General features: G+C 68.2%; 22 protein-coding genes and 1 pseudogene. 10 read left to right on the top strand and 13 right to left on the bottom strand.

The window, feature by feature from the left end; genetic code table 11:
• Positions 1–11: 11 nt before the first annotated feature.
• The 7 genes and pseudogenes from ABS88_RS12945 to flgB form a co-directional block, all read right to left on the bottom strand.
• Entirely contained in the window at positions 12–671 is a 660-nt protein-coding gene (locus ABS88_RS12945) for a flagellar basal body L-ring protein FlgH (protein WP_067112817.1), read from the bottom strand.
• On the bottom strand, positions 652–1,440 hold the full coding sequence (flgG, locus tag ABS88_RS12940) for a flagellar basal-body rod protein FlgG (protein ID WP_067112820.1): 789 nt from the start codon (positions 1,438–1,440) through the stop codon (positions 652–654). The genes ABS88_RS12945 and flgG overlap by 20 nt, the downstream gene beginning before the upstream one ends.
• A 12-nt stretch (positions 1,441–1,452) precedes the next feature.
• Positions 1,453–2,196: a flagellar basal body rod protein FlgF gene (locus ABS88_RS12935; RefSeq protein ID WP_067112831.1), complete on the bottom strand. Its 744-nt coding sequence runs from the start codon at positions 2,194–2,196 to the stop codon at positions 1,453–1,455.
• Positions 2,197–2,228: 32 nt separating this feature from the next.
• Positions 2,229–3,059 (bottom strand): flagellar hook protein FlgE, encoded by an 831-nt coding sequence (locus ABS88_RS12930; protein WP_067112834.1) that lies wholly within the window; start codon positions 3,057–3,059, stop codon positions 2,229–2,231.
• Positions 3,060–3,063: 4 nt separating this feature from the next.
• Positions 3,064–3,378 (bottom strand): flagellar hook assembly protein FlgD, encoded by a 315-nt coding sequence (locus tag ABS88_RS12925; protein ID WP_067112837.1) that lies wholly within the window; start codon positions 3,376–3,378, stop codon positions 3,064–3,066.
• A gap of 3 nt (positions 3,379–3,381) precedes the next feature.
• Positions 3,382–3,781 (bottom strand): annotated as a pseudogene (gene flgC / locus ABS88_RS12920) (flagellar basal body rod protein FlgC).
• Positions 3,778–4,134: a flagellar basal body rod protein FlgB gene (gene flgB, locus ABS88_RS12915; RefSeq protein ID WP_067112854.1), complete on the bottom strand. Its 357-nt coding sequence runs from the start codon at positions 4,132–4,134 to the stop codon at positions 3,778–3,780. Before flgB ends, flgC begins: the two are co-directional and overlap by 4 nt.
• Positions 4,135–4,416: 282 nt before the next feature.
• Here flgB and ABS88_RS12910 point away from each other — a divergent pair, with 282 nt between their 5' ends.
• The 6 genes from ABS88_RS12910 to ABS88_RS12885 all read left to right on the top strand — a co-directional run bounded on the left by ABS88_RS12910 (position 4,417) and on the right by ABS88_RS12885 (position 9,706).
• On the top strand, positions 4,417–4,923 hold the full coding sequence (locus ABS88_RS12910; RefSeq protein WP_286749937.1) for a flagella basal body P-ring formation protein FlgA: 507 nt from the start codon (positions 4,417–4,419) through the stop codon (positions 4,921–4,923).
• Between the two features lie 422 nt (positions 4,924–5,345).
• Positions 5,346–5,654, top strand: a complete 309-nt coding sequence (gene flgM / locus ABS88_RS12905) for a flagellar biosynthesis anti-sigma factor FlgM (RefSeq protein WP_286749935.1) — start codon at positions 5,346–5,348, stop codon at positions 5,652–5,654.
• Positions 5,648–5,953: a hypothetical protein gene (locus tag ABS88_RS12900; protein ID WP_286749933.1), complete on the top strand. Its 306-nt coding sequence runs from the start codon at positions 5,648–5,650 to the stop codon at positions 5,951–5,953. Before flgM ends, ABS88_RS12900 begins: the two co-directional genes overlap by 7 nt.
• 78 nt (positions 5,954–6,031) lie before the next feature.
• Positions 6,032–6,853 (top strand): transglycosylase SLT domain-containing protein, encoded by an 822-nt coding sequence (locus tag ABS88_RS12895; RefSeq protein ID WP_286749931.1) that lies wholly within the window; start codon positions 6,032–6,034, stop codon positions 6,851–6,853.
• Positions 6,850–8,973 (top strand): flagellar biosynthesis protein FlhA, encoded by a 2,124-nt coding sequence (gene flhA, locus ABS88_RS12890; protein ID WP_286749929.1) that lies wholly within the window; start codon positions 6,850–6,852, stop codon positions 8,971–8,973. Before ABS88_RS12895 ends, flhA begins: the two co-directional genes overlap by 4 nt.
• The gene (locus ABS88_RS12885; RefSeq protein ID WP_286749926.1) at positions 8,963–9,706 is read left to right on the top strand and encodes a sigma-70 family RNA polymerase sigma factor; all 744 of its coding nucleotides are present in this window, start codon (positions 8,963–8,965) and stop codon (positions 9,704–9,706) included. Before flhA ends, ABS88_RS12885 begins: the two co-directional genes overlap by 11 nt.
• A gap of 19 nt (positions 9,707–9,725) precedes the next feature.
• Here ABS88_RS12885 and ABS88_RS12880 read toward each other — a convergent pair whose 3' ends face one another.
• From ABS88_RS12880 to ABS88_RS12865, 4 genes are read right to left on the bottom strand one after another with little or no spacing between them, the layout of a single operon-like run.
• Positions 9,726–10,214 (bottom strand): winged helix DNA-binding protein, encoded by a 489-nt coding sequence (locus ABS88_RS12880; protein WP_067186554.1) that lies wholly within the window; start codon positions 10,212–10,214, stop codon positions 9,726–9,728.
• Positions 10,215–10,246: 32 nt separating this feature from the next.
• On the bottom strand, positions 10,247–10,657 hold the full coding sequence (locus ABS88_RS12875; RefSeq protein ID WP_067186556.1) for a hypothetical protein: 411 nt from the start codon (positions 10,655–10,657) through the stop codon (positions 10,247–10,249).
• Between the two features lie 26 nt (positions 10,658–10,683).
• The gene (locus ABS88_RS12870) at positions 10,684–11,064 is read right to left on the bottom strand and encodes a hypothetical protein (protein ID WP_212598000.1); all 381 of its coding nucleotides are present in this window, start codon (positions 11,062–11,064) and stop codon (positions 10,684–10,686) included.
• Between the two features lie 58 nt (positions 11,065–11,122).
• A complete protein-coding gene (locus ABS88_RS12865) occupies positions 11,123–11,614 on the bottom strand; it encodes a response regulator transcription factor (RefSeq protein WP_067186560.1) in 492 nt (163 codons plus the stop codon).
• A 528-nt stretch (positions 11,615–12,142) separates the two neighbouring features.
• Here ABS88_RS12865 and ABS88_RS12860 point away from each other — a divergent pair.
• Genes ABS88_RS12860 through ABS88_RS12845 form a run of 4 tightly spaced genes read left to right on the top strand, consistent with a single transcriptional unit; the run spans position 12,143 to position 16,974 of the window.
• Entirely contained in the window at positions 12,143–12,790 is a 648-nt protein-coding gene (locus ABS88_RS12860) for a TetR/AcrR family transcriptional regulator (protein WP_212598001.1), read from the top strand.
• Positions 12,783–14,468, top strand: a complete 1,686-nt coding sequence (locus ABS88_RS12855) for an MFS transporter (RefSeq protein WP_212598002.1) — start codon at positions 12,783–12,785, stop codon at positions 14,466–14,468. The genes ABS88_RS12860 and ABS88_RS12855 overlap by 8 nt, the downstream gene beginning before the upstream one ends.
• On the top strand, positions 14,465–15,604 hold the full coding sequence (locus tag ABS88_RS12850; protein ID WP_286749920.1) for an HlyD family secretion protein: 1,140 nt from the start codon (positions 14,465–14,467) through the stop codon (positions 15,602–15,604). Before ABS88_RS12855 ends, ABS88_RS12850 begins: the two co-directional genes overlap by 4 nt.
• 2 nt (positions 15,605–15,606) lie before the next feature.
• Positions 15,607–16,974, top strand: a complete 1,368-nt coding sequence (locus ABS88_RS12845; protein WP_286749966.1) for an efflux transporter outer membrane subunit — start codon at positions 15,607–15,609, stop codon at positions 16,972–16,974.
• 145 nt (positions 16,975–17,119) lie between these two features.
• Here the strand turns inward: ABS88_RS12845 and ligD are convergent, their stop codons facing one another.
• Both ligD and ku read right to left on the bottom strand, forming a co-directional pair.
• Positions 17,120–19,645, bottom strand: a complete 2,526-nt coding sequence (ligD, locus tag ABS88_RS12840) for a DNA ligase D (protein WP_286749918.1) — start codon at positions 19,643–19,645, stop codon at positions 17,120–17,122.
• Position 19,646: 1 nt separating this feature from the next.
• Complete coding sequence (gene ku / locus ABS88_RS12835; RefSeq protein WP_286749916.1) at positions 19,647–20,519, bottom strand: non-homologous end joining protein Ku; 873 nt, start codon at positions 20,517–20,519, stop codon at positions 19,647–19,649.
• Between the last annotated feature and the right edge of the window lie 37 nt (positions 20,520–20,556).

Here is a 20,556-nt window from a genome sequence, read left to right as displayed (position 1 = left end):
TTCCTTCACGCTTAAAAGGGGCTGATGATGGAGAAGAAGCGCTGCAGCCAGCCTTGCTTGCTGGCGCGCGCAATCTCTCCCTTGCCGACATATCGGATGTTGGCGTCGGCGACGCGGGTCGATGCGATACGGTTGTCGGGGCCGATGTCGATCGCGCGGACGATGCCCGAGATCTGGACCCGCTCGTCGCCGCGATTGAGGGTGAGCAGCTTTTCGCCTTTCACCAGCATCGTGCCGTTCGGATAGACTTCGGCGATCGTCACGCTGATCTCGCCCGCGAGTTGGTTCGACTGCGATGCCTCGCCCTTGCCCTTGAACGCCTGGTCGCCGCCCATGCCGATGTCGCTCGGGTTGAACAGCGACAGCGGACCGGTCGACGGCGGCGACAGGCCGATGCTGCCACCGCGCTGGGTGCCGGCGGCGTTGCTCTTCGACGCGATGGTGCGCTCGACGAGCTGGATGGTGACGATGTCGCCGACGCGCCCCGCCCGCCCGCCAGAGGTGAGCGCGACATAGCCGCCCTGAAAGATCGCGCCGTTGGCCGGCGCGGCAGGCGGCGGCACGGGCGCGGTGGGCGCGAAGGCGTCCTCCGGAACCCGGTCCTTCGCCGCCGCCGCGACGGGCAGCGCCGCGACCAGCAGGATCAGCGCGCTAGAGAGTCTGCGTCGCATTTTTCATCATCTCGTCGGTGGCCTGGATCATCTTCGAATTGACCTCGTAGGCGCGCTGCGTCTCGATCATGTCGACGAGTTCCTCGACGACATTGACGTTCGATCCCTCGAGCATCTGCGCGCGCAGGATGCCGCGCCCCTCCTCGCCCGCGGCGCCGACCTGCGGCGCGCCAGAGGCCTGGGTTTCGACCAGGATATTGTCGCCGATCGCCTGCAGGCCCGACGGGTTGACGAAGCGCGCGATCTCGATCCGGCCGAGCTCGGTGGCCTCGGCCTGGCCGGGGACGGTCGCCGACACGGTGCCGTCGGCGGCGACCGAGATGCCGGTCGCATCCTCGGGCACCTGGATCTGCGGCTGCAGCGGCTTGCCGTCGGAGGTCACGATGGTGCCGTCGGCGGCCATCGAGAAATTGCCCGCGCGCGTATAGCCGGTGCGTCCGTCGGGAAGCTGGACCTGAAAGAAGCCCGCGCCCTCGATCGCCATGTCGAGCGCGTTGCCGGTGGCGTTCAGCGTGCCCTGCGTGTCGATGCGCGCGGTGCCGCTGAGCTCGACCCCGGTGCCGAGGTTGAGCCCGACCGCATAGCGGTTCTCCGACGAGGAGGGCGCCCCCGGCTGGGTCATCATCTGATAGCCCAGCGTCTCGAAATTGGCGCGGTCGCGCTTGAAGCCGGTGGTGTTCACGTTCGCGAGGTTGTTCGCGATCACCTGCATGCGAAAGCTCTGGGCATCCAGCCCGGTTCGCGCGACGTGCAAGGCACCGAAGCTCATCGTCTGTCTCCTTTAACGGGGGAGCTGCATCAGGTTGGCGGTCGCGCTATCCATGTCGCGCGCGTCGCTGATCAGCTTGAGTTGCGAATCCCACTGCTTGCTCGCCTCGATCATCTCGACGAGCGCGGCGGTGGCGGTGACGTTCGATCCTTCGAGCGAACGGGTGACGACGCGCGCCTCCGGATCGTCGGGCAGGATGCCGCCGCCGCGCACACGGAACAGGCCGTCGAGTCCCTTGACGATCTCCGACCCCGCGGGGGTCGCGAGCCGCAGCCGGTCGATTTCCTGCGGGTTTTCGGGGTCGCCGCCCGCGGGCACGACCCAGATGCGCCCTTCGGCGTCGATCTTCACCGAATCGGCGGGCGGCAGGGTGATCGGACCCTGTGCGCCCTGCACCGGATGATTGTCGCCGGTGGTCAGCAGGCCACTCGGCGAAAGCTGGAGGTCGCCGCGCCGCGTATAGGCCTGTTCGCCGTCGGGCGCCTGGACCACCAGCATCGCGTCGCCCTGCATCGCGATGTCGAGGTCGCGCCCCGTCGCCGCGATGGTGCCGGCGCGCATGTCGGCGCCGACCACCTCTTCGGACGCCATGGCGCGCGCGTCGAAACCGGCGCCGTGCAGCCACAGGCTCTGCGCCTCGGCCATCTCGCCCCGGAAGCCCGGGGTCTGCACATTGGCGAGGTTGTTCGCGATCGCCGTCTGCCGGGCCATGCTGCCCCGCATCGCGGTGAGGCTGGTATAGATGAGGCGGTCCATGGATCAGTTCCCGGCAGGCGGCGACGGCGGCGTCAGGACCGCATGTTGATCAGGGTCTGCGTCAGCGTCGACGCGCCCTCGATCGCCTTGGCGTTCGCCTGGAAGTTGCGCTGCGCCGCGATCAGCAGCACCAGTTCCTCGGTGATGTCGACGTTCGACCGTTCGAGCGCGCCCGAGCGGATCGTCCCCATCGGGCCGTTGGTCGCGGCGTCGATCGTCGGCTGGCCGCTTTCGCCCGTCGACTGGTAATGCGCGTCGCCGATCGGCCGCAGCCCTTCCATCGAGGGGAAGGTCGCCATCGCCACCTTGCCGAGCATCTGGTCCTCGCCATTGGCGAAGGTCGCGGTGACGAGCCCGTCGAGCCCGATCGAGATGTTGACCAGCGACGCGGTGGGATCCGAAGGAGCACCCGTCGGCAGGATCATGTCGGTCATGCCGCCGAGCGTGCGATCGGTTACCTCGCCATTGGCGTCGACCGGCAGCAGCTGCAGCTTCTGCCCTGTCGTGTCGACGATATGCCCGTCGTCGGTCGGCGTGAAGGATCCGTTGCGGGTATAGCTCACCTGCTCGCGCGGCGGCTCGCCCTTGACGACGAACATGCCCTCGCCGGCGATCGCCAGGTCGAGCGTCTTCTCGCTCGCCTCGAGTGTGCCCTGGGTGAACTGCTGGATGATGCCGTTGAGGCGCTGGCCCTGGCCCGCGACCATGCGCGTCGACTGGGTCGGCGACGAGGCGAACAGGTCGCCGAACTGCGCGCGGCTGCGCTTGAAGCCGGTCGAGCTGGCGTTGGCGATGTTGTTCGAGATGACCGACATGTCGGTCTGGGCGCCCTTGAGGCCCGAAAGCGACGTATAGAATGACATGCTCTTATCCTTCCTGCGTGGATTGCGTGGTGGGGGTCGCGGCGATCTGGGCCGCCTTGATGTCCTTGAGCAGCGCGGTCTGCGCGCCGAGCTGGTCGGCGATGCTCTTCAGCGTCGTGTTGGTCTCGCTGATCCCGGCCAGGCTGGAGAATTGCGCCATCTGGGCGACCATCTGCTGGTTGTCGACCGGGTTGAACGGGTCCTGCTGCGACAGTTGCGCGGTCATCAGCCGCAGGAAATCCTGCTGGCCGAGCTGGGTGCCGCTGTTCTTCGGCACGACGGCGATATTGCTTCCGTTGACGGCAGAGGTGCTGGTCATCGCTTATTGTCCCAACCGCAGCGTTTCGTTGATCAGGCCCTTCGAGGACCTGGACATTGTTCTGATACTGGCGGGCGGTCTCGACCATCTCGACCAGTTCGGCGGCGCTATCGACCGCGGCTTCCCAGACGTTGCCGTCTTTGTCGGCGAGCGGATTGTTCGGGTCGTACCGCTTCGTCGGCGCCATCTTCGACGTCGCGACCTGATCGACCTGCACCGTCGCGCGGCCGGCGTCGTCCATCACGGTGCGGAACACCGGCTTCATCGACCGGAAGGCCGAGGTCTCGCTGCCCGCGACGGTCCCCGCATTGGCGAGGTTCGACGCGGTGGTGTTGAGCCGGACGAGTTGCGCCGACATCGCACGCCCGCTGATGTCGAAGATCGAAAAGCCGCTCATCGTCATTCGCCCTTCAGCGCGCGCGTCAGCGTGCCGATGCGGCCCTGCAGGAACGCGAGGCTGGAGCGGTAGGCGAGCGCATTTTCGGCGAAGGCGGTCTGCTCGGTCGCCATCTCGACGGTGTTGCCGTCGAGCGACGACTGCACCGGCACGCGATAGGCGACCGCGCCTTCGAGCGCCTGCCCGGCCGACCCGCCCTGCTGCTGCGCGAGGTCGAGTGCCTTGGAGAAATCGAGGTCGCGCGCCTTGTAATTGGGCGTCGCGGCGTTGGCGATGTTCGACGCGATCAGCATCATGCGCTGGCTGCGCAGCTGAAGCGCCGTCGCATGCAGGCCGAAAAGCTTTTCCGAAGCCATCATCATCATCCTTCTTTCGCCGCCTGCCGTTCGAACCGGACGGACCGGCACGACATGCGGAAAAACACGCAGGACATGATGCAATGCCCATGCCAATTCCCGATTACGGCCATTTTTCAAACGCCTGAGCGAAGGTTTCGGTGGCCGGCCGTGCCCGGCGCGGCGGCTCGTCAAAAGTTTGACGGCGGCGGCGCGGCGGGCGCGGGAAAGCGCGGCAGTGCGTCCTTGGCACGCTTCCTGCACCGCGCGGGGCCAGCATTTTGGGACCGACGAAGGAGATGGGTCATGCAGGGGAAGACGATGGCGGGCCTGGCGCTCGCACTGGCCGCGATCCCGGCCGCGAGCGCGCAGCAGGCGACCGAGGACTGGCAGACGATCGACACGCTCACCGCGATGGTGGCGAACGCGATGGGCCGCAGCGCCGCCCCGATCGATCGCCGCATCAAGCTGGCCCGCTGTCCCGAGCAGGCGTCGATCACCGCGATCGACAGCCAGACGCTCGCGGTCCGCTGTCCCTCGCTCGGCTGGCGGCTGCGCGTGCCGATGACGGGGCCGGCGGGCGCCATGCCGATCGCGGCGCAAAGCGTCCGGCCCGCCGCCGCCGCGCCGGCGATCCGCCGCGGCGATCATGTCCGCGTCTCGATCGACACCGAAAGCTTCTCGATCGCTTATACCGCGGTCGCCGCCGAGGACGGCCGCGTCGGCGAAGCGATCGCGCTGCGCGGCACCGATGCCAAGAGCATGTTGAGTGCCGTCGTCACCGGCCCCGGCCGCGCCCGCCTCGCCGACTAGGCCCCGGGGGGATTCGGCCTTTCCACAGGCGGGCCTGCGCCTTCGTCATGCTGAACTCGTTTGGCAATTATCCCCTTCCGACAAGTGAGCGTTCCCCGGCGAAAGCCGGGGTCCAGCTACGTGCGCCTGCCTCGCATGAACCCCGGCTTTCGCCGGGGATCACCAGCGTCCCTGTCTCAAGGGTATAAACGCCAAACAAGTTCAGGGTCTTCTCTGGATGACACATGACGTGTCTCCGCGCAGACGGGACCCGGAGCGGTGTGACACCGGCCTTGGTCCCTGCGTCACCGACCCGACGCATCCGACGGGCCGGTCCTTTTTTAACTTTTTCACAACTTCCGCTTAATCCGTCGCCGCGCTCGCCGTTAAGACAGGCACAGACGGTTCCGTCGCTTTTTCGGCGGCACAGGATGGAGGCGAAGATGTCGGGTGACAGCAAGATCGGGCTGCAGGTCGGCGGCGTTGTCCGCATCGGCACCGCGCGCAGCATCGGCGGCAGCGCGCCTGCTGCGACGCAGGCACCGGCATCCGTCCGTCCCGCGTCCGAATCGCTTCCCGTCACGCGCCTCGCCGGGCTCGCCCGCGACCTCGCGGGGCAGGACGCGCCGGTCGACGCCGAACGCGTCGCCGCGCTGCGCAGCGCGATCGCCGACGGTCGCTACACGGTCGATCCCGGCGCCATCGCGGGCGCGATACTCGATTTCCACCAGCGCCAGGATACGTCATGCTGATGCAGATGGACGAGATGCAGGCGCGGCTCGACGCGCTGGTCGAAGCGCTTGACGGGCAGGACCCCGGCGCGATCATCGCCGCGTCGGAGGCGCTGGCGACCGCGGTCATCCTGTTCCGCAACGGCACGATCCCGGCGGGCGCCGAACAACGCGCGCGCCTGCTGATCACGCGGACGCTCGGCCAGCTCGAAGCGGCGGCGATCCGCGTCAACATCCTGAAGAACTGGACGCGTCAGAGGATTGACAGAAACCATGCGATCCGTGGCATGGCGGCGCAGGGCGCGGCCCTAACCTATTGATAACCATATAATACACGGCCATTTATAAAAATGGCACGATGATTGCTTCAGGTTTCGCGAACCAGCGGAACCGACAGCATGACGTCTATCAATTCCTCCCTGCCCTCGACCGGAAGCCCGCTTCCCGTCATGGATGCGATGCACAGCGCCTCGGCGCGCACGGGGGTCGATTTCGACTATCTGGTCGACGTCGCACGCGTCGAAAGCCGCTTCAACCCGACCGCCCGGGCATCGACCTCGTCGGCGCGCGGGCTGTTCCAGTTCACCAAGCAGACGTGGCTCGCGACGCTGCGCCGGCACGGCGCCGGGCACGGGCTCGACTGGGCGGCGGGCGCGATCGGCCAGGACGGCGCTGGGCGCTTCTTCGTCGCCGATCCCGCGCTCCGCCAACAGATATTCGACCTGCGCGACGATCCCGCCGCGGCATCGAGCATGGCGGCGGCGCTGACCGCCGACAATCGCACCGCCATCGAAGGACGGCTCGGCCGCAGCGCCGAGCCCGTCGACCTCTACCTCGCCCATTTCCTCGGCAGCGCGGGCGCGGTGCGCTTCCTCGCCGCGTGGGAGGCGAACCCCGATCAGCCCGGCGCGACGATGCTGCCCGAGGCGGCCGCCGCCAACCGCTCGGTCTTCTATGCCGGCGACGGCAGCATGCGCAGCCTGGGCGAGATACGCGAACGCTTCCGCGCCAAGCTCGACGAGGACGGCGGCCCCGCCGCGCTTCCCGCCGGGCCCGCCGCCGCGCCCGCCTGGCAACTCCGTATGGCCCGCTCGGCGGGCGTCGAAGGCGGCCGGGCGCCGCTGCCCATGATGGATATCGAACCGATGCCCCAGAAACTGTCGATGGACTTCGCCGCGCGCACCTATCGGCGCCTCGCCTCGCTGGGAGGCGCGGCATGATCGCCGGTTTCGACCTGCGCCAGGCGGGCCGCATGGCCGGCGCCGCCGCGCTGCCGGTGGCGATGCTGGTGCTCGTCGCGCTGATGGTGATCCCGGTCTCGCCGACGATCCTCGACATCAGCTTCATCGGCAACATCATGATCAGCCTCGCGATCCTGATGGTCGCGCTGTCGGCGTCGAAGCCGCTCGATTTCTCCTCCTTCCCGACGGTGCTGCTGCTCGCGACGCTGTTCCGCCTCGCGCTCAACGTCGCCTCGACGCGCGTCGTGCTCGTCCACGGGCACGAGGGGACGGCCGCCGCCGGCCACGTCATCGAGGCCTTCGGCCGGGTGCTGATCGGCGGCGACTATGTCGTCGGCCTGTTCGTCTTCGTCGTGCTGATGATCATCAACCTCGTCGTCATCACCAAGGGCGCGGGGCGCGTGTCCGAAGTGTCGGCGCGCTTCACCCTCGACGCGCTGCCCGGCAAGCAGATGGCGATCGACGCCGACCTCAACGCCGGGCTGCTGACCCCCGACGAAGCCAAGGCGCGCCGGCAGGAGGTCGCGACCGAGGCCGATTTCTACGGCTCGATGGACGGCGCCTCGAAGTTCGTGAAGGGCGACGCGGTCGCCGGCCTGCTGATCCTGTTCGTCAACATCGTCGGCGGGCTGATCCTGGGCATGTCGAGCCACGGGCTCAGCTTTTCGGAAGCCGGCGCCACCTATGTCACGCTGGCGATCGGCGACGCGCTGGTCGCACAGATTCCGGCGCTGCTGCTGTCGATCGCCGCCGCCGCGATCGTCACCCGCGTCGCGTCGCCGCACGACCTGTCGGGCCAGATCGGCAGCCAGTTCGCCTCGCCGCACGTCTGGATGGCGGTCGGCGGCATCCTGTTCATCCTCGGCCTCGTCCCCGCGATGCCGCAGATGCTGATCCTGCCCGCGTCGGCGCTGGCCTTCGCGATCGGCTGGCAGATGCGCCGCACCGCCGCAGAGGCAGAGGCCGCGCCGCCCCCCGCGGCGCCCGCACCCGACCCGCACCACATCGAATGGGCCGACGTCAGCGACATCGGGCCGTGCCAGCTCGAGATCGGCTATGCGCTCGTCGCGCTGGTCGACGACCGCAAGGGCGCGCCGCTGATGGGCCGGATCACCGGCATCCGCCGCCAGCTGTCGCGCGAACTGGGTTTCGTCGTTCCAGCGGTGAAGGTCACGGACGACCTGTCGCTGCCCGGCAACGCCTATCGCATCTCGATCGCCGGGGTGATCGTCGGCGAGGACGAGGTGTTCCCGCACGAGATGCTCGCGCTCGATTCGGGCGACCTCGTCACCAAGGTCGCCGGACGGCCGTGCAAGGACCCGACCTTCGGGCTCGACGCGCTGTGGATTCCCAAGGCGTCGCAGAACGACGCGATCGCGGCGGGATACACCGTCGTCGATCCGGCAACCGTCGTCGCCACCCACCTCAACAACAGCATCATCGCATCGGCGGCCGAGCTGTTCGGCATCGACGACGCGCAGGCGCTGATCGACCATCTGAAGGCGCATTATCCGCAGCTGGCGCAGAATCTCTGTCCGCAGGGCTATGCGCTGCCGCGCGTCGCGGCGCTGTGCAAGGCGCTGCTCGTCGAGCGCGTGCCGCTGCGCGATTTCCGCAAGATCGCCGAGGCGATGGTCGCGCTCGCCGGCCAGCAGCTCGGCGACGTCGAGCTGGTCGAGGCGGTGCGCCAGCGCATCGGTGCGCTGATCGTCCAGACGATCGTGCCATCGCGCATGCCCCTGCCCGTCGTCACCTTCAGCCCCGACGTCGAGATGCTGCTCAACCAGTCGGTGCGTGCCAACCCCGGCGCCGAATGGCCGTTCGAGCACGGCATGGCGATGAAGATCATCGAGCAGATCGGGCAGGCGGTCGAACCGCTGCTGCTGTCGACGCGCAGCTTCGCGCTCGTCGCCTCGCCGCTGTGCCGGTCGGCGCTGTCGCGGCTGGTGCGCGCGACCTTCCCCGACGTCGCCGTCATTTCCTACCTCGAAATCCCGGCGAACAAGGCGACCGAGATCGTCGCGACGATCGGCGCCGAAGTACCGCGCCTGACCGGCGATTCCGCAGCAGCGATGGAGGAGCATCAGCATGAGGATTGAGCCCGCCGCCCACTTCGCCGGGTCGGCGCAGCCGCTGCGTCCGCACGCCTACCTGGGCAGCGTCGAGGCGCTGGTCGAGGAATATGCGCCGCTGGTGCGCAAGATCGCCTGGCAGGTCTTTTCGCGCGTGGCGCGGACGAACGAGCTGGAGGACCTGATCCAGACCGGGCTGATCGCGCTGATCGAGGCGAGCCGGCACTATGAGGAGCGCGGCTATGCCTTTGCCACCTATGCGACGACGCGGATCCGCGGCGCGATGATAGACCAGTTGCGGCGCGAGGCCGATGTCGGCCGGTCGGCGATGGTCGCGAACAAGCGGCTGCGCGCGATGCGCGCGGCGCTCGAACAGCAATATATGCGCGCGCCGACGACCGCCGAAATGGCGGCGGCGTTCGACATGACGGCAGAGGAATATTTCATGTTCGAACAGAATGCGGCGCAGCGCCGCTCGGCCTCGCTCGACGAGATGATGGAGGCCGGGAGCGTCCTGATCGCCGACGACGCGCTGGCGACGGGCGAGCTGTGCGAGCGAAGCGACCTGCTCGCCGCGCTGCGGAACTGCATCGCCGCGCTGAACGAGCGCGAGCAGATGGTGCTGCAACTCTATTTCTTCGAGGAGCTGAACTTGCAGGAAATCGGCCGGACGCTCGACGTCAGCGCCGCGCGCGTCTGCCAGATCAAGCGCGACGCGATGGCGAAGATCGAAGCGATGATGCGCGCGCGCACCGAATGAGCGGCGTGCGGCGCGCGCGTCACATCGCGATGGTCCGGCGCGTCTGCCGGATGAGCGCGATCTCCTCGAAATAGCTCGCCATCCGCTCGATGCCCTTCTCGGTCAGCCGAACGAGCGACCGGCGGCGGTCGCGATCGTCGATCGAACGGTGCGCGAGGCCGAGCCGTTCGAGCGCCGCGATCATCCGCAGTCCCGACGACAGCGGCACCCCGGCGCCGGTGGCGAGGTCGCTGGCGCTCAGATTGCGTCCGCTCGTCTGCGCGACCATCAGGTCGAGCATCATGTCCCACGTCGGCCCCGAAAGCGGTTCGTCGCCGAAGTGCCCCTTGCGCAGCCGCCGGATCTGGATGTGAAAGGCCAGCTGGTCGAGCAGCCGGACATTCGCCGCGGCCGCCGTCGGCGCGTCTGGACCGTCATCCGCCTCAGGGCCGCGTGCGGCGAGAAGCGCATGGATCTGGTCGATGCGCGAGCGCAGCTCGGCAATGTCATGGTTCGAGAATTGCTGCATGCGATGCCATCCACCCTCTGGGATTCATCCCGTCAGGCCGCAACCTCGCTCCGTCTGGACGAACCCGATGCATAAAGGATCAGAAGCAGGATCGGGTAGGATATGTAGATCGAAAGCAGCGAATAGGGCCGCGCCAATATCTCCGGAAACATCATCTTCTGGATATGGCCGAAAATGGCGATCAACTGCCATCCGGTGATCCAGTAGGGCCAGAAACGCTGCGTCTTCAGGGCGATGAACCAGAAGCTCAACAGAACCAGCACGTCGATGAAGAAGATATTATATTCGATGCTCGTCCAGGTCGGGGCGGGCGCGACAAGACTGGTGAGGACCGAGGCGATCAATGCCGTATAGGCTGCCCCGCGTTCAAGGGGACCGCCGCGTCGAACCGCGACGGCCACCGTGATGAGCAGAACGGCATAATAGAGCGCCACGGACCCCATGGGACCTCGTCAACCCTGCGCCGGACTCACGACGCCCGGGCGAGCGGCAGCGCCACGACATCGGCATCAGCCGCGCCGTCGGCGCCCTCGTCGACCAGCGTCGCGCTGGCGGGCTTCACCCCGGCACCGAACATGCGGGTGCCGAGGCCGACCTGCTTCTGGGTCACGGTCAGCGCCTGGTGGGCATCGATCAGCAGCTGGCGAACCTCCCCCGCGGCGGCGAGCGCATTGGCGATCTTCGCCACCGCTTCCTGGCCGACGATCGCCGACATGTTGGTTTCGCGGCGCGCCGCAGGCAGCGTCGCGGCGAGCTGGGCGATGCGGATCATCGTTTCGTCGATCGCGTCTTCGGCCCCGTGCAGCTCGGCGGCTATCTTCTGCGCTGCGGAAAGGCGTTCGTTCAGCATGATCTTTGGTCCTTGAAAGAGAATGCCGACGGCCCCCCCCGCAGCATTCGGTTCGACATCAGGTCAGAACCCGGCCGAGGCCGACAAGGATCGAATAGAGGGCGGAAAAGGCCAATATGGTCGCCAAGGCGATCAGGATCGGCCAGATGATCCTTTCCATCAACCCATGCCGGTTGGCCGGCTGGGACGCGGTGGGAAACGGCGTGCCGATATCGAATATCCGCCAAAGCCGACTGCGCCCCGGTCCCGCATCGGCGGGGGGCGGACCATCGCCTAGGTCGTCCAATTGATATGTCAAAGGCTGATAGGGAGTAACCTGACCGAAGACACCGTTACGCGCCAGGATGGTCGCCGCCTCTATCCTATTGGAAACATTGAGCTTTCTTAGCGATCGTCGAACCCGTTCATCGACGGTGTGCGGCGATACGTTCATCAGCCGCGCAATTTCCTTGGAATTTTTGTGCTCGAAAACGTGCCGCAACGTTTCGATTTGCGCGGCAGAAAGGAGGCTGATGTAATTGTCGGGGTCGCCCTGCACGGCGCCGTGCATAGAGCATCGGGTCCCGAAATCAAGTTTGGCGGGCCGCGACTCGCGGATGTAACCGTTACATGGTCCGACACGCGCCGCCATATCAACCGATGGCACGCCGCGACAGTGAAATCATTTTGCATGGGACTGCCGAACATCGTCTCCCACCCGCCTGCAGGAGGGGCAGCGAGGCTCGCGAACTCGTTCGCTAGTGCATGATGATGTGAGTTGGAATCGTCATTGCGAGCGGAGCGAAGCAATCCAGGGTGGTTTACACCGCTCTGGATTGCTTCGCTCCGCTCGCAATGACGAGGTAGATCAGTCAATGTCATCAGACTCTGGCCGCAGCGGGTTGGGCAACCGCAACGGTGCCGGTCCACCCCCGCCCCGCCCGCAAGCGGGAGGGGCGATCGAATGGCCGCATAGAGTTCGAAATGCCCCCGCTGACACCACCGCTATTCCGATTCCGCCGCTTATTTCATCACTTGTTGAATTAATCCACGGATCACGCTATCGGAACGATGCGGCCAGCGAGAAGGTTCCCGATCGATGCATGGAGCAGCAACGACAGGCGCGGCGTCGCGCCGCGGGCGCCGGCCCGCCGACCGCGGCGACACCGAACGGACGATCCGGCGAGCCGCGCTGCGGCGTTTCGCCGACCTCGGCTTCGACGCCGCCGCGCTGCGCGACATCGCGGCCGACGCGGGCGTCGATCCCGCGATGATCGCCTATCGCTTCGGGTCGAAGCTCAGCCTGTGGAAGGCGGTGGTTGAGGCGGTCGGCGCGGGAAAGATGGACATGCTGCGCCGCACCGCGGCGGCCAAGGCGAGCGCGGCCGCTTCGCCCCTCGCCGCGTCGATGGAGGCGCTCGTCGACCTCTATTGCGCCAACGAGACCGTCCCGCGCTTCCTGCTGCGCGACGCCGGCCACGATCCGGAACGCGCCGCCTGGGTGTTCGACCATGTCTCGCGCCCGCTGCTCGATCATTTCCTGCCGCTGATCCGGCGCGCGAACGAGACCGGGCGGATCGCCACCCCGGTCCCCGAGATGTTCCTCCTCAGCTTCGCCTATGGCGTCGCGGTCAGCGTCGTGCGGCGCGAGATGCTCGCCGGCTTCGCGCCGCAACTCGCCAACGACAATGATTTCCGCGCCGCGCTCTACGCGACGCTGATCGAGCCGCGGCTGCGCCATGGCTGAGCCCGCCGCCCCGCCAGCGCCGCCCGCCGGCGGCTATGTCTTCAAGCCGCACGAGCGCCCGCTGATGCCGGGATCGCCCGCGTCGCCCGACCATCCGCTGCGCCGCCAGATCTTCTATCTGCTGATCGGCCTCTATCTCGCGATCGTCGGCGGCTTCCAGAACGGGCTGCTGATCGCCAACCTGACCGCCATGCAGGGGCATCTCGACCTGACCCCGGTCGACGCCGGCTGGGTGACGGTCGCCTACAACATAACCAACGCGTGCATGAGCATCCTGCTCTACAAGTCGCGCCAGCAGTTCGGCATCCAGCGTTTCGTGCGCGCGGTGATGATCGCGCTGCTGATCGCCAATTTCGTGCAGCTGTTCGACGCGGGCTATCGCATGGAACTCGTGGCGCGCGGCGTGTCGGGGATCGCGGCGAGCGGGCTGTCGACGCTCGCCGCCTTCTACATGATGCAGGGCCTGCCGCAGAAGCTGCGCATCGCGGGCTTCCTGCTCGCGATCGGGCTGACGCAGGTCGCGGTGCCGCTGGCGCGCGCGATGTCGCCGCTGCTGCTCGCCGACGGCGACATCGCCAACCTGTTCGTCTTTCAGTTCGCGCTGTCGCTCGTCGCCGTCGGGCTCGTCAACATCCTCCATCTGCCGCCCGGCGAGACGATGCGCTCGTTCGAGAAGCTCGACCTCGTCACCTTTCCGATGCTCGCGGTCGGGGTCGGGCTGCTGTGCGCCTTCCTTGTCCAGGGTCGCATCCAGTGGTGGTCGACGCCGTGGCTGGGCGGCGCACTTGCGGCGGCGGTGGTGCTGATCGGCTTCGCCTTCCTGATCGAGCATTACCGCGCCAATCCGATGCTGCAGACGCGCTGGATGGGAAGCCGCGATCTCGTCAAATTCGCGCTCACCGGGGCGCTGGTGCGCGTGCTGACCTCCGAGCAGAATTTCGGCGCCACCGGCCTTCTCTCGACGGTGGGGCTGGTGAACGACCAGCTCGTCACCTATTATGTCGTGCTCACCGCCGCGACGCTGCTCGGCGCCCTGCTCGCGATCGCGCGGCTCGATCCCACCGACCTGCGCCGCCCGACGCTCGTCTCGCTCGGCGTGATCGCGGTCGGCGCCTGGCTCGACACCCATTCGGGACTGCGCACCGGCCCCGTGAATCTTTATTTCTCGCAAGCCGCGATCGCCTTCGCGGCGGTCTATTTCATGGGACCGATGCTGATGGAGGGGCTGCTGCGCGCGCTGACCAAGGGACCGTCCTATCTCGTCAGCTTCGTCGGCGTGTTCAGCCTGTCGCAGACGCTGGGCGGGCTCGCCGGGGTGGCGGCGCTGTCGGCCTTCCACACGCTGCGCACCAAGGCGCACCTGATGACGTTGGGCCAGACGCTGGCGACGACCAACCCCGACCTTGCGCGCGGCATCGAGACGATCGCCGCCGGCCTGACCGGCAGCATTTCCGACCCGGCGCTGCGCAGCGCGACCGCCGCGTCGCAGGTGGTGCGCGAGGCGGCGCGCGAGGCGACCATCCTCGCCTTCAACGACGTGTTCTTCGTGATCGGATCGCTGGCGGGGATCGCGTTCCTGATCATGCTCGCGCGCTGGGTCTACGACCGGCGGCGCGGCCACAATCCGCTCGCCGCCGAGCTCGAGGCATTGCAGAAGATGAGGGCTGCCAACCTATGACCGACGACCCGAAAACGCCCGCGCCGGCGGAGGCGCCCACCGCGCCGCCGCCGGCCAACGAACCCGCGGCGCCCGCCGCGCCGCCCGAAGAGGGCTGGAAACCCGAGCAGTCGCGCGGCCGCATCCTGCTGTTCGGCAGCCTCGTGCTGGTCGGCGCGCTCGCCATCCTCTACGCCTGGGGTCTGCCGCCCTTCCGCCCGGCCAGCCAGACCACCGACAACGCCTATGTCCGCGGCCAGACGACGATCATCGCGCCGCAGGTCGGCGGCTATGTCACCGAGGTGCTGGTGCAGGATTTCGAGCGGGTGAAGGCGGGGCAGCTGCTCGTCCGCATCGACGACCGCATCTATCGCGAGCGCGTCGCGCAGGGCGCCGCGAGCGTCGCCGCGCAATCGGCGAACCTCGACAACAGCGCGCAGAGCCTGCGCTCGGCCGAGGCGCAGGTGCGGCTTCAGGACGCCGCGACAGCGAGCGCGCGTGCGCAGTTCGCCCGCGCCCAGGCCGACATGCGGCGCGTGAACGAGCTGGTCGACGCCGGATCGGTGTCGCTGCGCGAGCGCGACCAGACGCTCGCCGCGCTCCGCCAGGCCGAGGCGGCCGTCCGCCAGGCAGAGGCGCAGCGCGCGATCGCCGCCGAGCAGCTGCGCTCGGTCGGCGTCGGGCGCGGCGGACTGGAAGCGGGCGTCGCCAATGCTAAGGCGCAGCGCGAGCTCGCCGGTATCGACCTGCAGAACAGCGCCATCCGCGCCCCGCGCGACGGGCGCCTCAGCGAGGTGAGCGTGCGCGTCGGCCAGCTCGTCAGCCCGGGCACGCAGCTGATGTATCTGGTTCCCGAGCGTCACTGGGTCTTCGCCAATTTCAAGGAGGCGCAGACCGCCAACATCCGCGTCGGCCAGTCCGCGACGCTGCGCATCGACGCGCTCGGCGGCGCGAAGCTGAAGGGGCATGTCGAGCGCATCGCCCCCGCCGCGGGCAGCGAGTTCAGCATCATCAAACCCGACACCGGATCGGGCAATTTCGTCAAGGTGCCGCAGCGCATCGCGGTGCGCATCCGCATCGACGACGGCCAGGCGCTGAGCAAGCGGCTCGGCCCCGGCATGTCGGTCGTCGCGACCGTGCATACGGGGCGACCGTGACGATGCGCCCCGTCCCGCGCGCGGCGCTGGTCCTGCCGCTGCTGCTCGCCGCCTGCGCGCCGCCGATCACGCCGCGCCCCGAAACGAGCACGGTCGCGCCGCCCGCCGACTGGCGCACCGACTTTCCCGCAAGCGGCGCGATCGACCGGCAATGGTGGGACCGCTTCGGCGACCCGCAGCTCGCCGTGCTGGTCGAGCGCGCGCGCGCGAACAACAGCGACCTCGCGATCGCCGCGGCGCGCGTCGCCGAGGCGCGCGCGCAGGAAAGGGTCGCGCGATCGCTGCTGCTGCCGTCGCTGAGCGCCAGCGCGCCGGGCGCCGAATCGCGCAGCCTCAATCCCTTCGGCGTCGCGACCGAGGGCTTTGCCGCGCAGCCCGTCTTCCAGGCCGCCTATGAAGTCGATCTGTTCGGCCGCAACGCCGCGCAGGTCGAGGCGGCGCGCGCCAACGCCGCGGCGGTCGCGGCGGCGCACGAGGCGGCGACGCTGTCGGTGAGCGCGGCGGCGGCAAGCGGCTATATCGCCCTGCTCGCGCTCGACGCGCGGCGCGAGCTGCTGCAACAGACGCTGGCATCGCGCGGCGAGGCGCTGCGCATCGCGCGCGACCGTGCCGAGGCGGGCTATACCTCGCAGCTCGAACTGCGGCAGGCCGAGGCCGAGTATCGCGCGACCGAGCAGCAGGTCCCGGCGATCGAGGCGGCGATCGCGCGGCAGGAGAACGCCCTGTCGCTGCTCGCCGGCGAGACCCCGCACGCGATCGCACGCGGCGCGGGCTTCGGGTCGCTGACGACGCCCACCGTCCCCGCGGTGCTGCCGTCGCAACTCGTCCGCCGCCGGCCCGACATCGCGCAGTCCGAATATGCGCTCGCCGCGACCGACGCCAGCCTGCGCGCCGCGCGCGCGCAATTTCTGCCGCAGCTTCGCCTGTCGGCGTCGGCCGGCGCGGTGATCTCGTCGGCGCTGTCCGATCCGGTGGGCATCTGGTCGGTCGGCGGCAGCATCCTCGCCCCGCTGTTCCAGGGCGGGCGGCTGCGCGGTCAGTTCGACGCCGCGACCGCGCAGCGCGATCAGGCCGCCTTCGCCTATCGCCGCACGGTGCTCACCGCCTTTCGCGAGGTCGAGGACCAGCTCGCGGTGATCGACCGGCTCGGCGCGCAGGAACAGGCGCTGGTCGCGCAACGGACCGCGGTCGCCGACGCGCTGCGCCACGCCACCAACCGCTATCGCGCCGGCTATTCGCCCTACCTCGAACAGATCGACGCGCAGCGCGCGCTGCTGTCGGTCGATCTCGCGCTGATCCAGCTGCGCGCCGACCGCCTCACCGCCTATGTCGCGCTCTATCAGGCACTCGGCGGCGGCGCTGAACGCTAGATTGCCGTATTTGCAATCTTCACCACCTACTCCGCCTGTGCCGAGCTTGTCGAAGCACCGCCCTTCTCGCGGTGCTGAAAGAAAGAACGGCCCTTCGACAAGCTCAGGACAAACGGCGCATATTTGTGGTGTGGCCCTTCAGCCCTCACAAATCGGGAAGCGTCTGGCGCGCGAAGCCCCAGCCCTTGAGCTCGGCGCTCGCCGCGCGTTCGAGCAGCGCATCGGCGTCGGCGATCGTCCAGTGGCGCGGGCTGTCGATGTCCGCCAGCGCATCCCAGCCGATCGGCGCCGCGACCGGCGCGCCTTCGCGGGCGCGCGCCGACCAGGGCATGATCGCGGTGCTGCCGCGCTGATTGCGCAGCCAGTCGATGAAGATCTTGCCCTTGCGCTTCGCCTTGCTCATCGTCGCGGTGAAACGGTCGGGCTCGGCGAGGCTGAGCGCTTCGGCGAAGCGCTTCGCGAAATCCTTGTGCGCGTCCCAGTCCGGCCCCGGATCGAGCGGCACGACGACATGCACCCCCTTGCCGCCCGACAGCATCGCGAAGCTGATCAGGCCGATGTCGGAAAGCTGGCGATGGAGGTCGGCCGCCGCCTTGCGGACGTCGCCGAAATCGAGCCCTTCGTCGGGGTCGAGATCGAAGACCATCCGGTCGGGCGCTTCGAGCGTGTCGACATGGCTGCCCCAGCCGTGGAATTCGATCGTCCCCATCTGGACGCAGGCGAGGATGCCGCCGGCGTCCTCGACATAGAGATAATCCTCGACCCCGCCGTCCTTCTCGCGGATCGGGACATGGTGGACCTGCGGGCCGAACGATCCCGAATCATGCTTCTGGAAAAAGCATTGCTTGGCGCGTCCCTGCGGACAGCGGACGAGGCTGACCGGGCGGCGCGCCATGTGCGGCAGCATGATCGGCGCGACCGCGGCATAATAGTCGGCGAGGTCGCCCTTGGTCGCCTTCGATTCGGGAAAGATGACGCGGTCGCGGTTGCTGATCCGCACGTCGGCGGTCGGGCGGGGCGCCGCCTGCTTCGTCTCCGGAGTCACGTCCTTCGCCTCCTTGTCCTCGCGCAGGCCGACGAAGCTCGCGTGGCGCACCGAACCGCCGGCGGTATATTCGGCGAAGGCGATTTCGGCGACAAGGTCGGGGTTCAGCCAGCGGACGTCGCGCGCCGCCGCACGTTCGACCGCCAGCGGCGGGGTCTTGCGCGCACGGCTCGCGAACTTGCGCGCCAGCATCGCCATCGTCGCGGCGTCGAAGCCGGTGCCGACATTGCCCTTGTAGACCAGCGCGTCGCCCTCGCGCTGCGCGAGGAGCAGCGAGGCGAAGGGGCGCGCCTTCGCCGACGACGGCTTCCAGCCGACGATGATGAATTCCTGGCGGCGGGTGCATTTGACCTTGACCCAGTTGCGCGTCCGGCGGCCGGCATAGGGAGCGTCGGCGCGCTTCGAGATGATGCCTTCCTGCCCCGCGCCGCACATCGCCGTATACAGGCGTTCGCCCGCGCCGATGACGTGGTCGGCGACCGCGATCGGCGGCGCGGCGGCGCGCAGCAGCGCTTCGAGCCGTTCCTTGCGTTCGAGATTGCCCAGCTTCGCCAGCGACTTGCCATCCTCTTCGAGCAGGTCGAAGGCGAAGAAGTTCAGCGCCGTATCGGCATCCTGCGCGCCATGGCCGCGCTTGATCACCGCCTGCAGCGACGAGAAATCGGGATTGCCTGCGGGATCATAGGCGACGATCTCCCCATCGATCAGGCACGGCGGCAGGTCGAGCGCGGCGAACTGCGCGGCGAGCGGCGCGAACTTGTCGGTCCAGTCGAGGCCGTTTCGGGTATGGATGCGCACCGCGCTCCCCGCCGCCGCGACGAGCGCGCGATAGCCGTCATATTTGATCTCGTGGAACCAGTTGTTGCCGCCCGGCACCGCATCGACGAGCGTCGCGAGCTGGGGCTTGCGAAAGGCGGGCGGCTTGCCCCCGCCGGCGCGGCGCTTCGCGACCGCCGCATTATGCTTCGCCGCGGCCTTCATCTTCTGCGTGAAGGCGGCGCCCTTCGCACCGCGCAGCGACTGCGCGCCGCCCGCGTCGCCCGCGATCTCGGCCATGGTGCGGCCGGTGAGGACGCTCGTCAGATGGCGGCCGACGAGTTCGTCGCTGCCGCCGGCATGGGCGTCGTCGATCTTGCGCAGCAGCCAGTTCTCGCGCTTCTCGCCCGCGCGCGGCTTCATGCGGACGAGCAGCCATTCGCCCTTCATCCGTTCGCCGTCGAGCGTGAAGTGCAGATGGCCGCGATCGATGTCCTTCGCGCTCTTGCCCGCGACCGGCGCCCAGGTACCGCGGTCCCACAGCATCACCGTGCCGCCGCCATATTCGCCCTTGGGGATCGCGCCCTCGAAATCGGCGTAGGCAAGCGGATGATCCTCGGTGCGCACCGCGAGCCGCTTGTCGGCGGGATCGGCGCTCGGCCCCTTCGTCACCGCCCAGCTCTTGAGCACACCGTCGGCCTCGAGGCGGAAGTCATAATGAAGGCGCGTCGCGTCGTGCTTCTGGACGATGAAGCGTCCGCCCTCCGCCTTCGCCGCCTTTCCCGTCGCCACCTGCCCCGCCGGCTCGGGCGTGGCGGCGAAGTCGCGCTTGGCCTTGTACTGCGCGAGCGGGTCGGCGCGCCGCGCCATGTCAGGCGCGCTTCTTCGCCGGCGCGCGGCGCGTCGAAGCCTTGCGCGCCGGGGTTTTCGTCCTTGCCGCCGGCGACGACTTGCGCCCGTCAACCGACGCCTTGAGCGCCGCCATCAGGTCGATGACGTTCGATCCCTCGCGCGCGGCGGCGGGCTCCTCGACATCCTCCAGCACCTTGCGGCCCTTCGCCTTGGCCTTCTTGGCGATCAGCCGCTTCAGCGCGTCGACATAATGGTTGTGATAGTCGCTCGCGTCGAACCGGCCGCTCTTCCTGTCGATCAGCGTCTCGGCCAGGTCGAGCAGGTCGGCGTCGGGCTTCGCGGCGCCGACGTCGCGGAAATAATTCGCCGCCCGATTGACCTCGTCGGCGTAGCGCAGCACTTCGAGGACGAGGCCCTTGCCGCACGGGCGCAGCGCGACGAGCTGTTCCTCGCCGCGCAGTGCGAGCTGGCCGAGCCCGACCTTGCGCGTGCGGCGCAGCGCCTCGCGCAGGACGATATAGGCCTCCTCCGCCAGTTCGTCGGCGGGGACGACATAATAGGGCTTTTCATAATAGAGGATGTCGATCTCGCCTGTGTCGACGAACTGGACGAGCTCCAGCGTCCGCTTGCTTTCGAGCTTGACCGCCTCGATCTCCTCTTCGTCGAGCAGGACGTAGCTGCCCTTCGAAAGCTCATAGCCCTTGACGATATCGTCCTTGTCGATCGGCCCGATGCCCGGGACGACCTTCTCATATTTGACCGGCTTGCCGCTCGGCTCGTGGATCTGGCGAAAGCTGACGCTCGCGCCCGACCGGGTCGCCGGATAGATTTCGACGGGGATCGACACCAGCGCGAGCCGGATCTGCCCTTTCCAATAGGCGCGGGCGGGCATGGCATCCTCCCATGAGCGTGACCCATGGGCAATGCGC

Source organism: Sphingopyxis sp. SCN 67-31 (assembly GCF_001725095.1).
The sequence above is the reverse complement of the archived record's forward strand: the minus strand, read 5'-3'. Positions and strand labels throughout refer to the sequence as shown.

Excerpts from the sequence above, each read along its gene's own strand:
- ABS88_RS12945 (WP_067112817.1), bottom strand. The coding sequence starts at position 671 with ATGCGACGCAGACTCTCTAGCGCGCTGATCCTGCTGGTCGCGGCGCTG.
- flgG (WP_067112820.1), bottom strand. The coding sequence starts at position 1,440 with ATGAGCTTCGGTGCCTTGCACGTCGCGCGAACCGGGCTGGATGCCCAG.
- ABS88_RS12935 (WP_067112831.1), bottom strand. The coding sequence starts at position 2,196 with ATGGACCGCCTCATCTATACCAGCCTCACCGCGATGCGGGGCAGCATG.
- ABS88_RS12930 (WP_067112834.1), bottom strand. The coding sequence starts at position 3,059 with ATGTCATTCTATACGTCGCTTTCGGGCCTCAAGGGCGCCCAGACCGAC.
- ABS88_RS12925 (WP_067112837.1), bottom strand. The coding sequence starts at position 3,378 with ATGACCAGCACCTCTGCCGTCAACGGAAGCAATATCGCCGTCGTGCCG.
- flgB (WP_067112854.1), bottom strand. The coding sequence starts at position 4,134 with ATGATGGCTTCGGAAAAGCTTTTCGGCCTGCATGCGACGGCGCTTCAG.
- ABS88_RS12910 (WP_286749937.1), top strand. The coding sequence starts at position 4,417 with ATGCAGGGGAAGACGATGGCGGGCCTGGCGCTCGCACTGGCCGCGATC.
- flgM (WP_286749935.1), top strand. The coding sequence starts at position 5,346 with ATGTCGGGTGACAGCAAGATCGGGCTGCAGGTCGGCGGCGTTGTCCGC.
- ABS88_RS12900 (WP_286749933.1), top strand. The coding sequence starts at position 5,648 with ATGCTGATGCAGATGGACGAGATGCAGGCGCGGCTCGACGCGCTGGTC.
- ABS88_RS12895 (WP_286749931.1), top strand. The coding sequence starts at position 6,032 with ATGACGTCTATCAATTCCTCCCTGCCCTCGACCGGAAGCCCGCTTCCC.
- flhA (WP_286749929.1), top strand. The coding sequence starts at position 6,850 with ATGATCGCCGGTTTCGACCTGCGCCAGGCGGGCCGCATGGCCGGCGCC.
- ABS88_RS12885 (WP_286749926.1), top strand. The coding sequence starts at position 8,963 with ATGAGGATTGAGCCCGCCGCCCACTTCGCCGGGTCGGCGCAGCCGCTG.
- ABS88_RS12880 (WP_067186554.1), bottom strand. The coding sequence starts at position 10,214 with ATGCAGCAATTCTCGAACCATGACATTGCCGAGCTGCGCTCGCGCATC.
- ABS88_RS12875 (WP_067186556.1), bottom strand. The coding sequence starts at position 10,657 with ATGGGGTCCGTGGCGCTCTATTATGCCGTTCTGCTCATCACGGTGGCC.
- ABS88_RS12870 (WP_212598000.1), bottom strand. The coding sequence starts at position 11,064 with ATGCTGAACGAACGCCTTTCCGCAGCGCAGAAGATAGCCGCCGAGCTG.
- ABS88_RS12865 (WP_067186560.1), bottom strand. The coding sequence starts at position 11,614 with ATGCACGGCGCCGTGCAGGGCGACCCCGACAATTACATCAGCCTCCTT.
- ABS88_RS12860 (WP_212598001.1), top strand. The coding sequence starts at position 12,143 with ATGCATGGAGCAGCAACGACAGGCGCGGCGTCGCGCCGCGGGCGCCGG.
- ABS88_RS12855 (WP_212598002.1), top strand. The coding sequence starts at position 12,783 with ATGGCTGAGCCCGCCGCCCCGCCAGCGCCGCCCGCCGGCGGCTATGTC.
- ABS88_RS12850 (WP_286749920.1), top strand. The coding sequence starts at position 14,465 with ATGACCGACGACCCGAAAACGCCCGCGCCGGCGGAGGCGCCCACCGCG.
- ABS88_RS12845 (WP_286749966.1), top strand. The coding sequence starts at position 15,607 with ATGCGCCCCGTCCCGCGCGCGGCGCTGGTCCTGCCGCTGCTGCTCGCC.
- ligD (WP_286749918.1), bottom strand. The coding sequence starts at position 19,645 with ATGGCGCGGCGCGCCGACCCGCTCGCGCAGTACAAGGCCAAGCGCGAC.
- ku (WP_286749916.1), bottom strand. The coding sequence starts at position 20,519 with ATGCCCGCCCGCGCCTATTGGAAAGGGCAGATCCGGCTCGCGCTGGTG.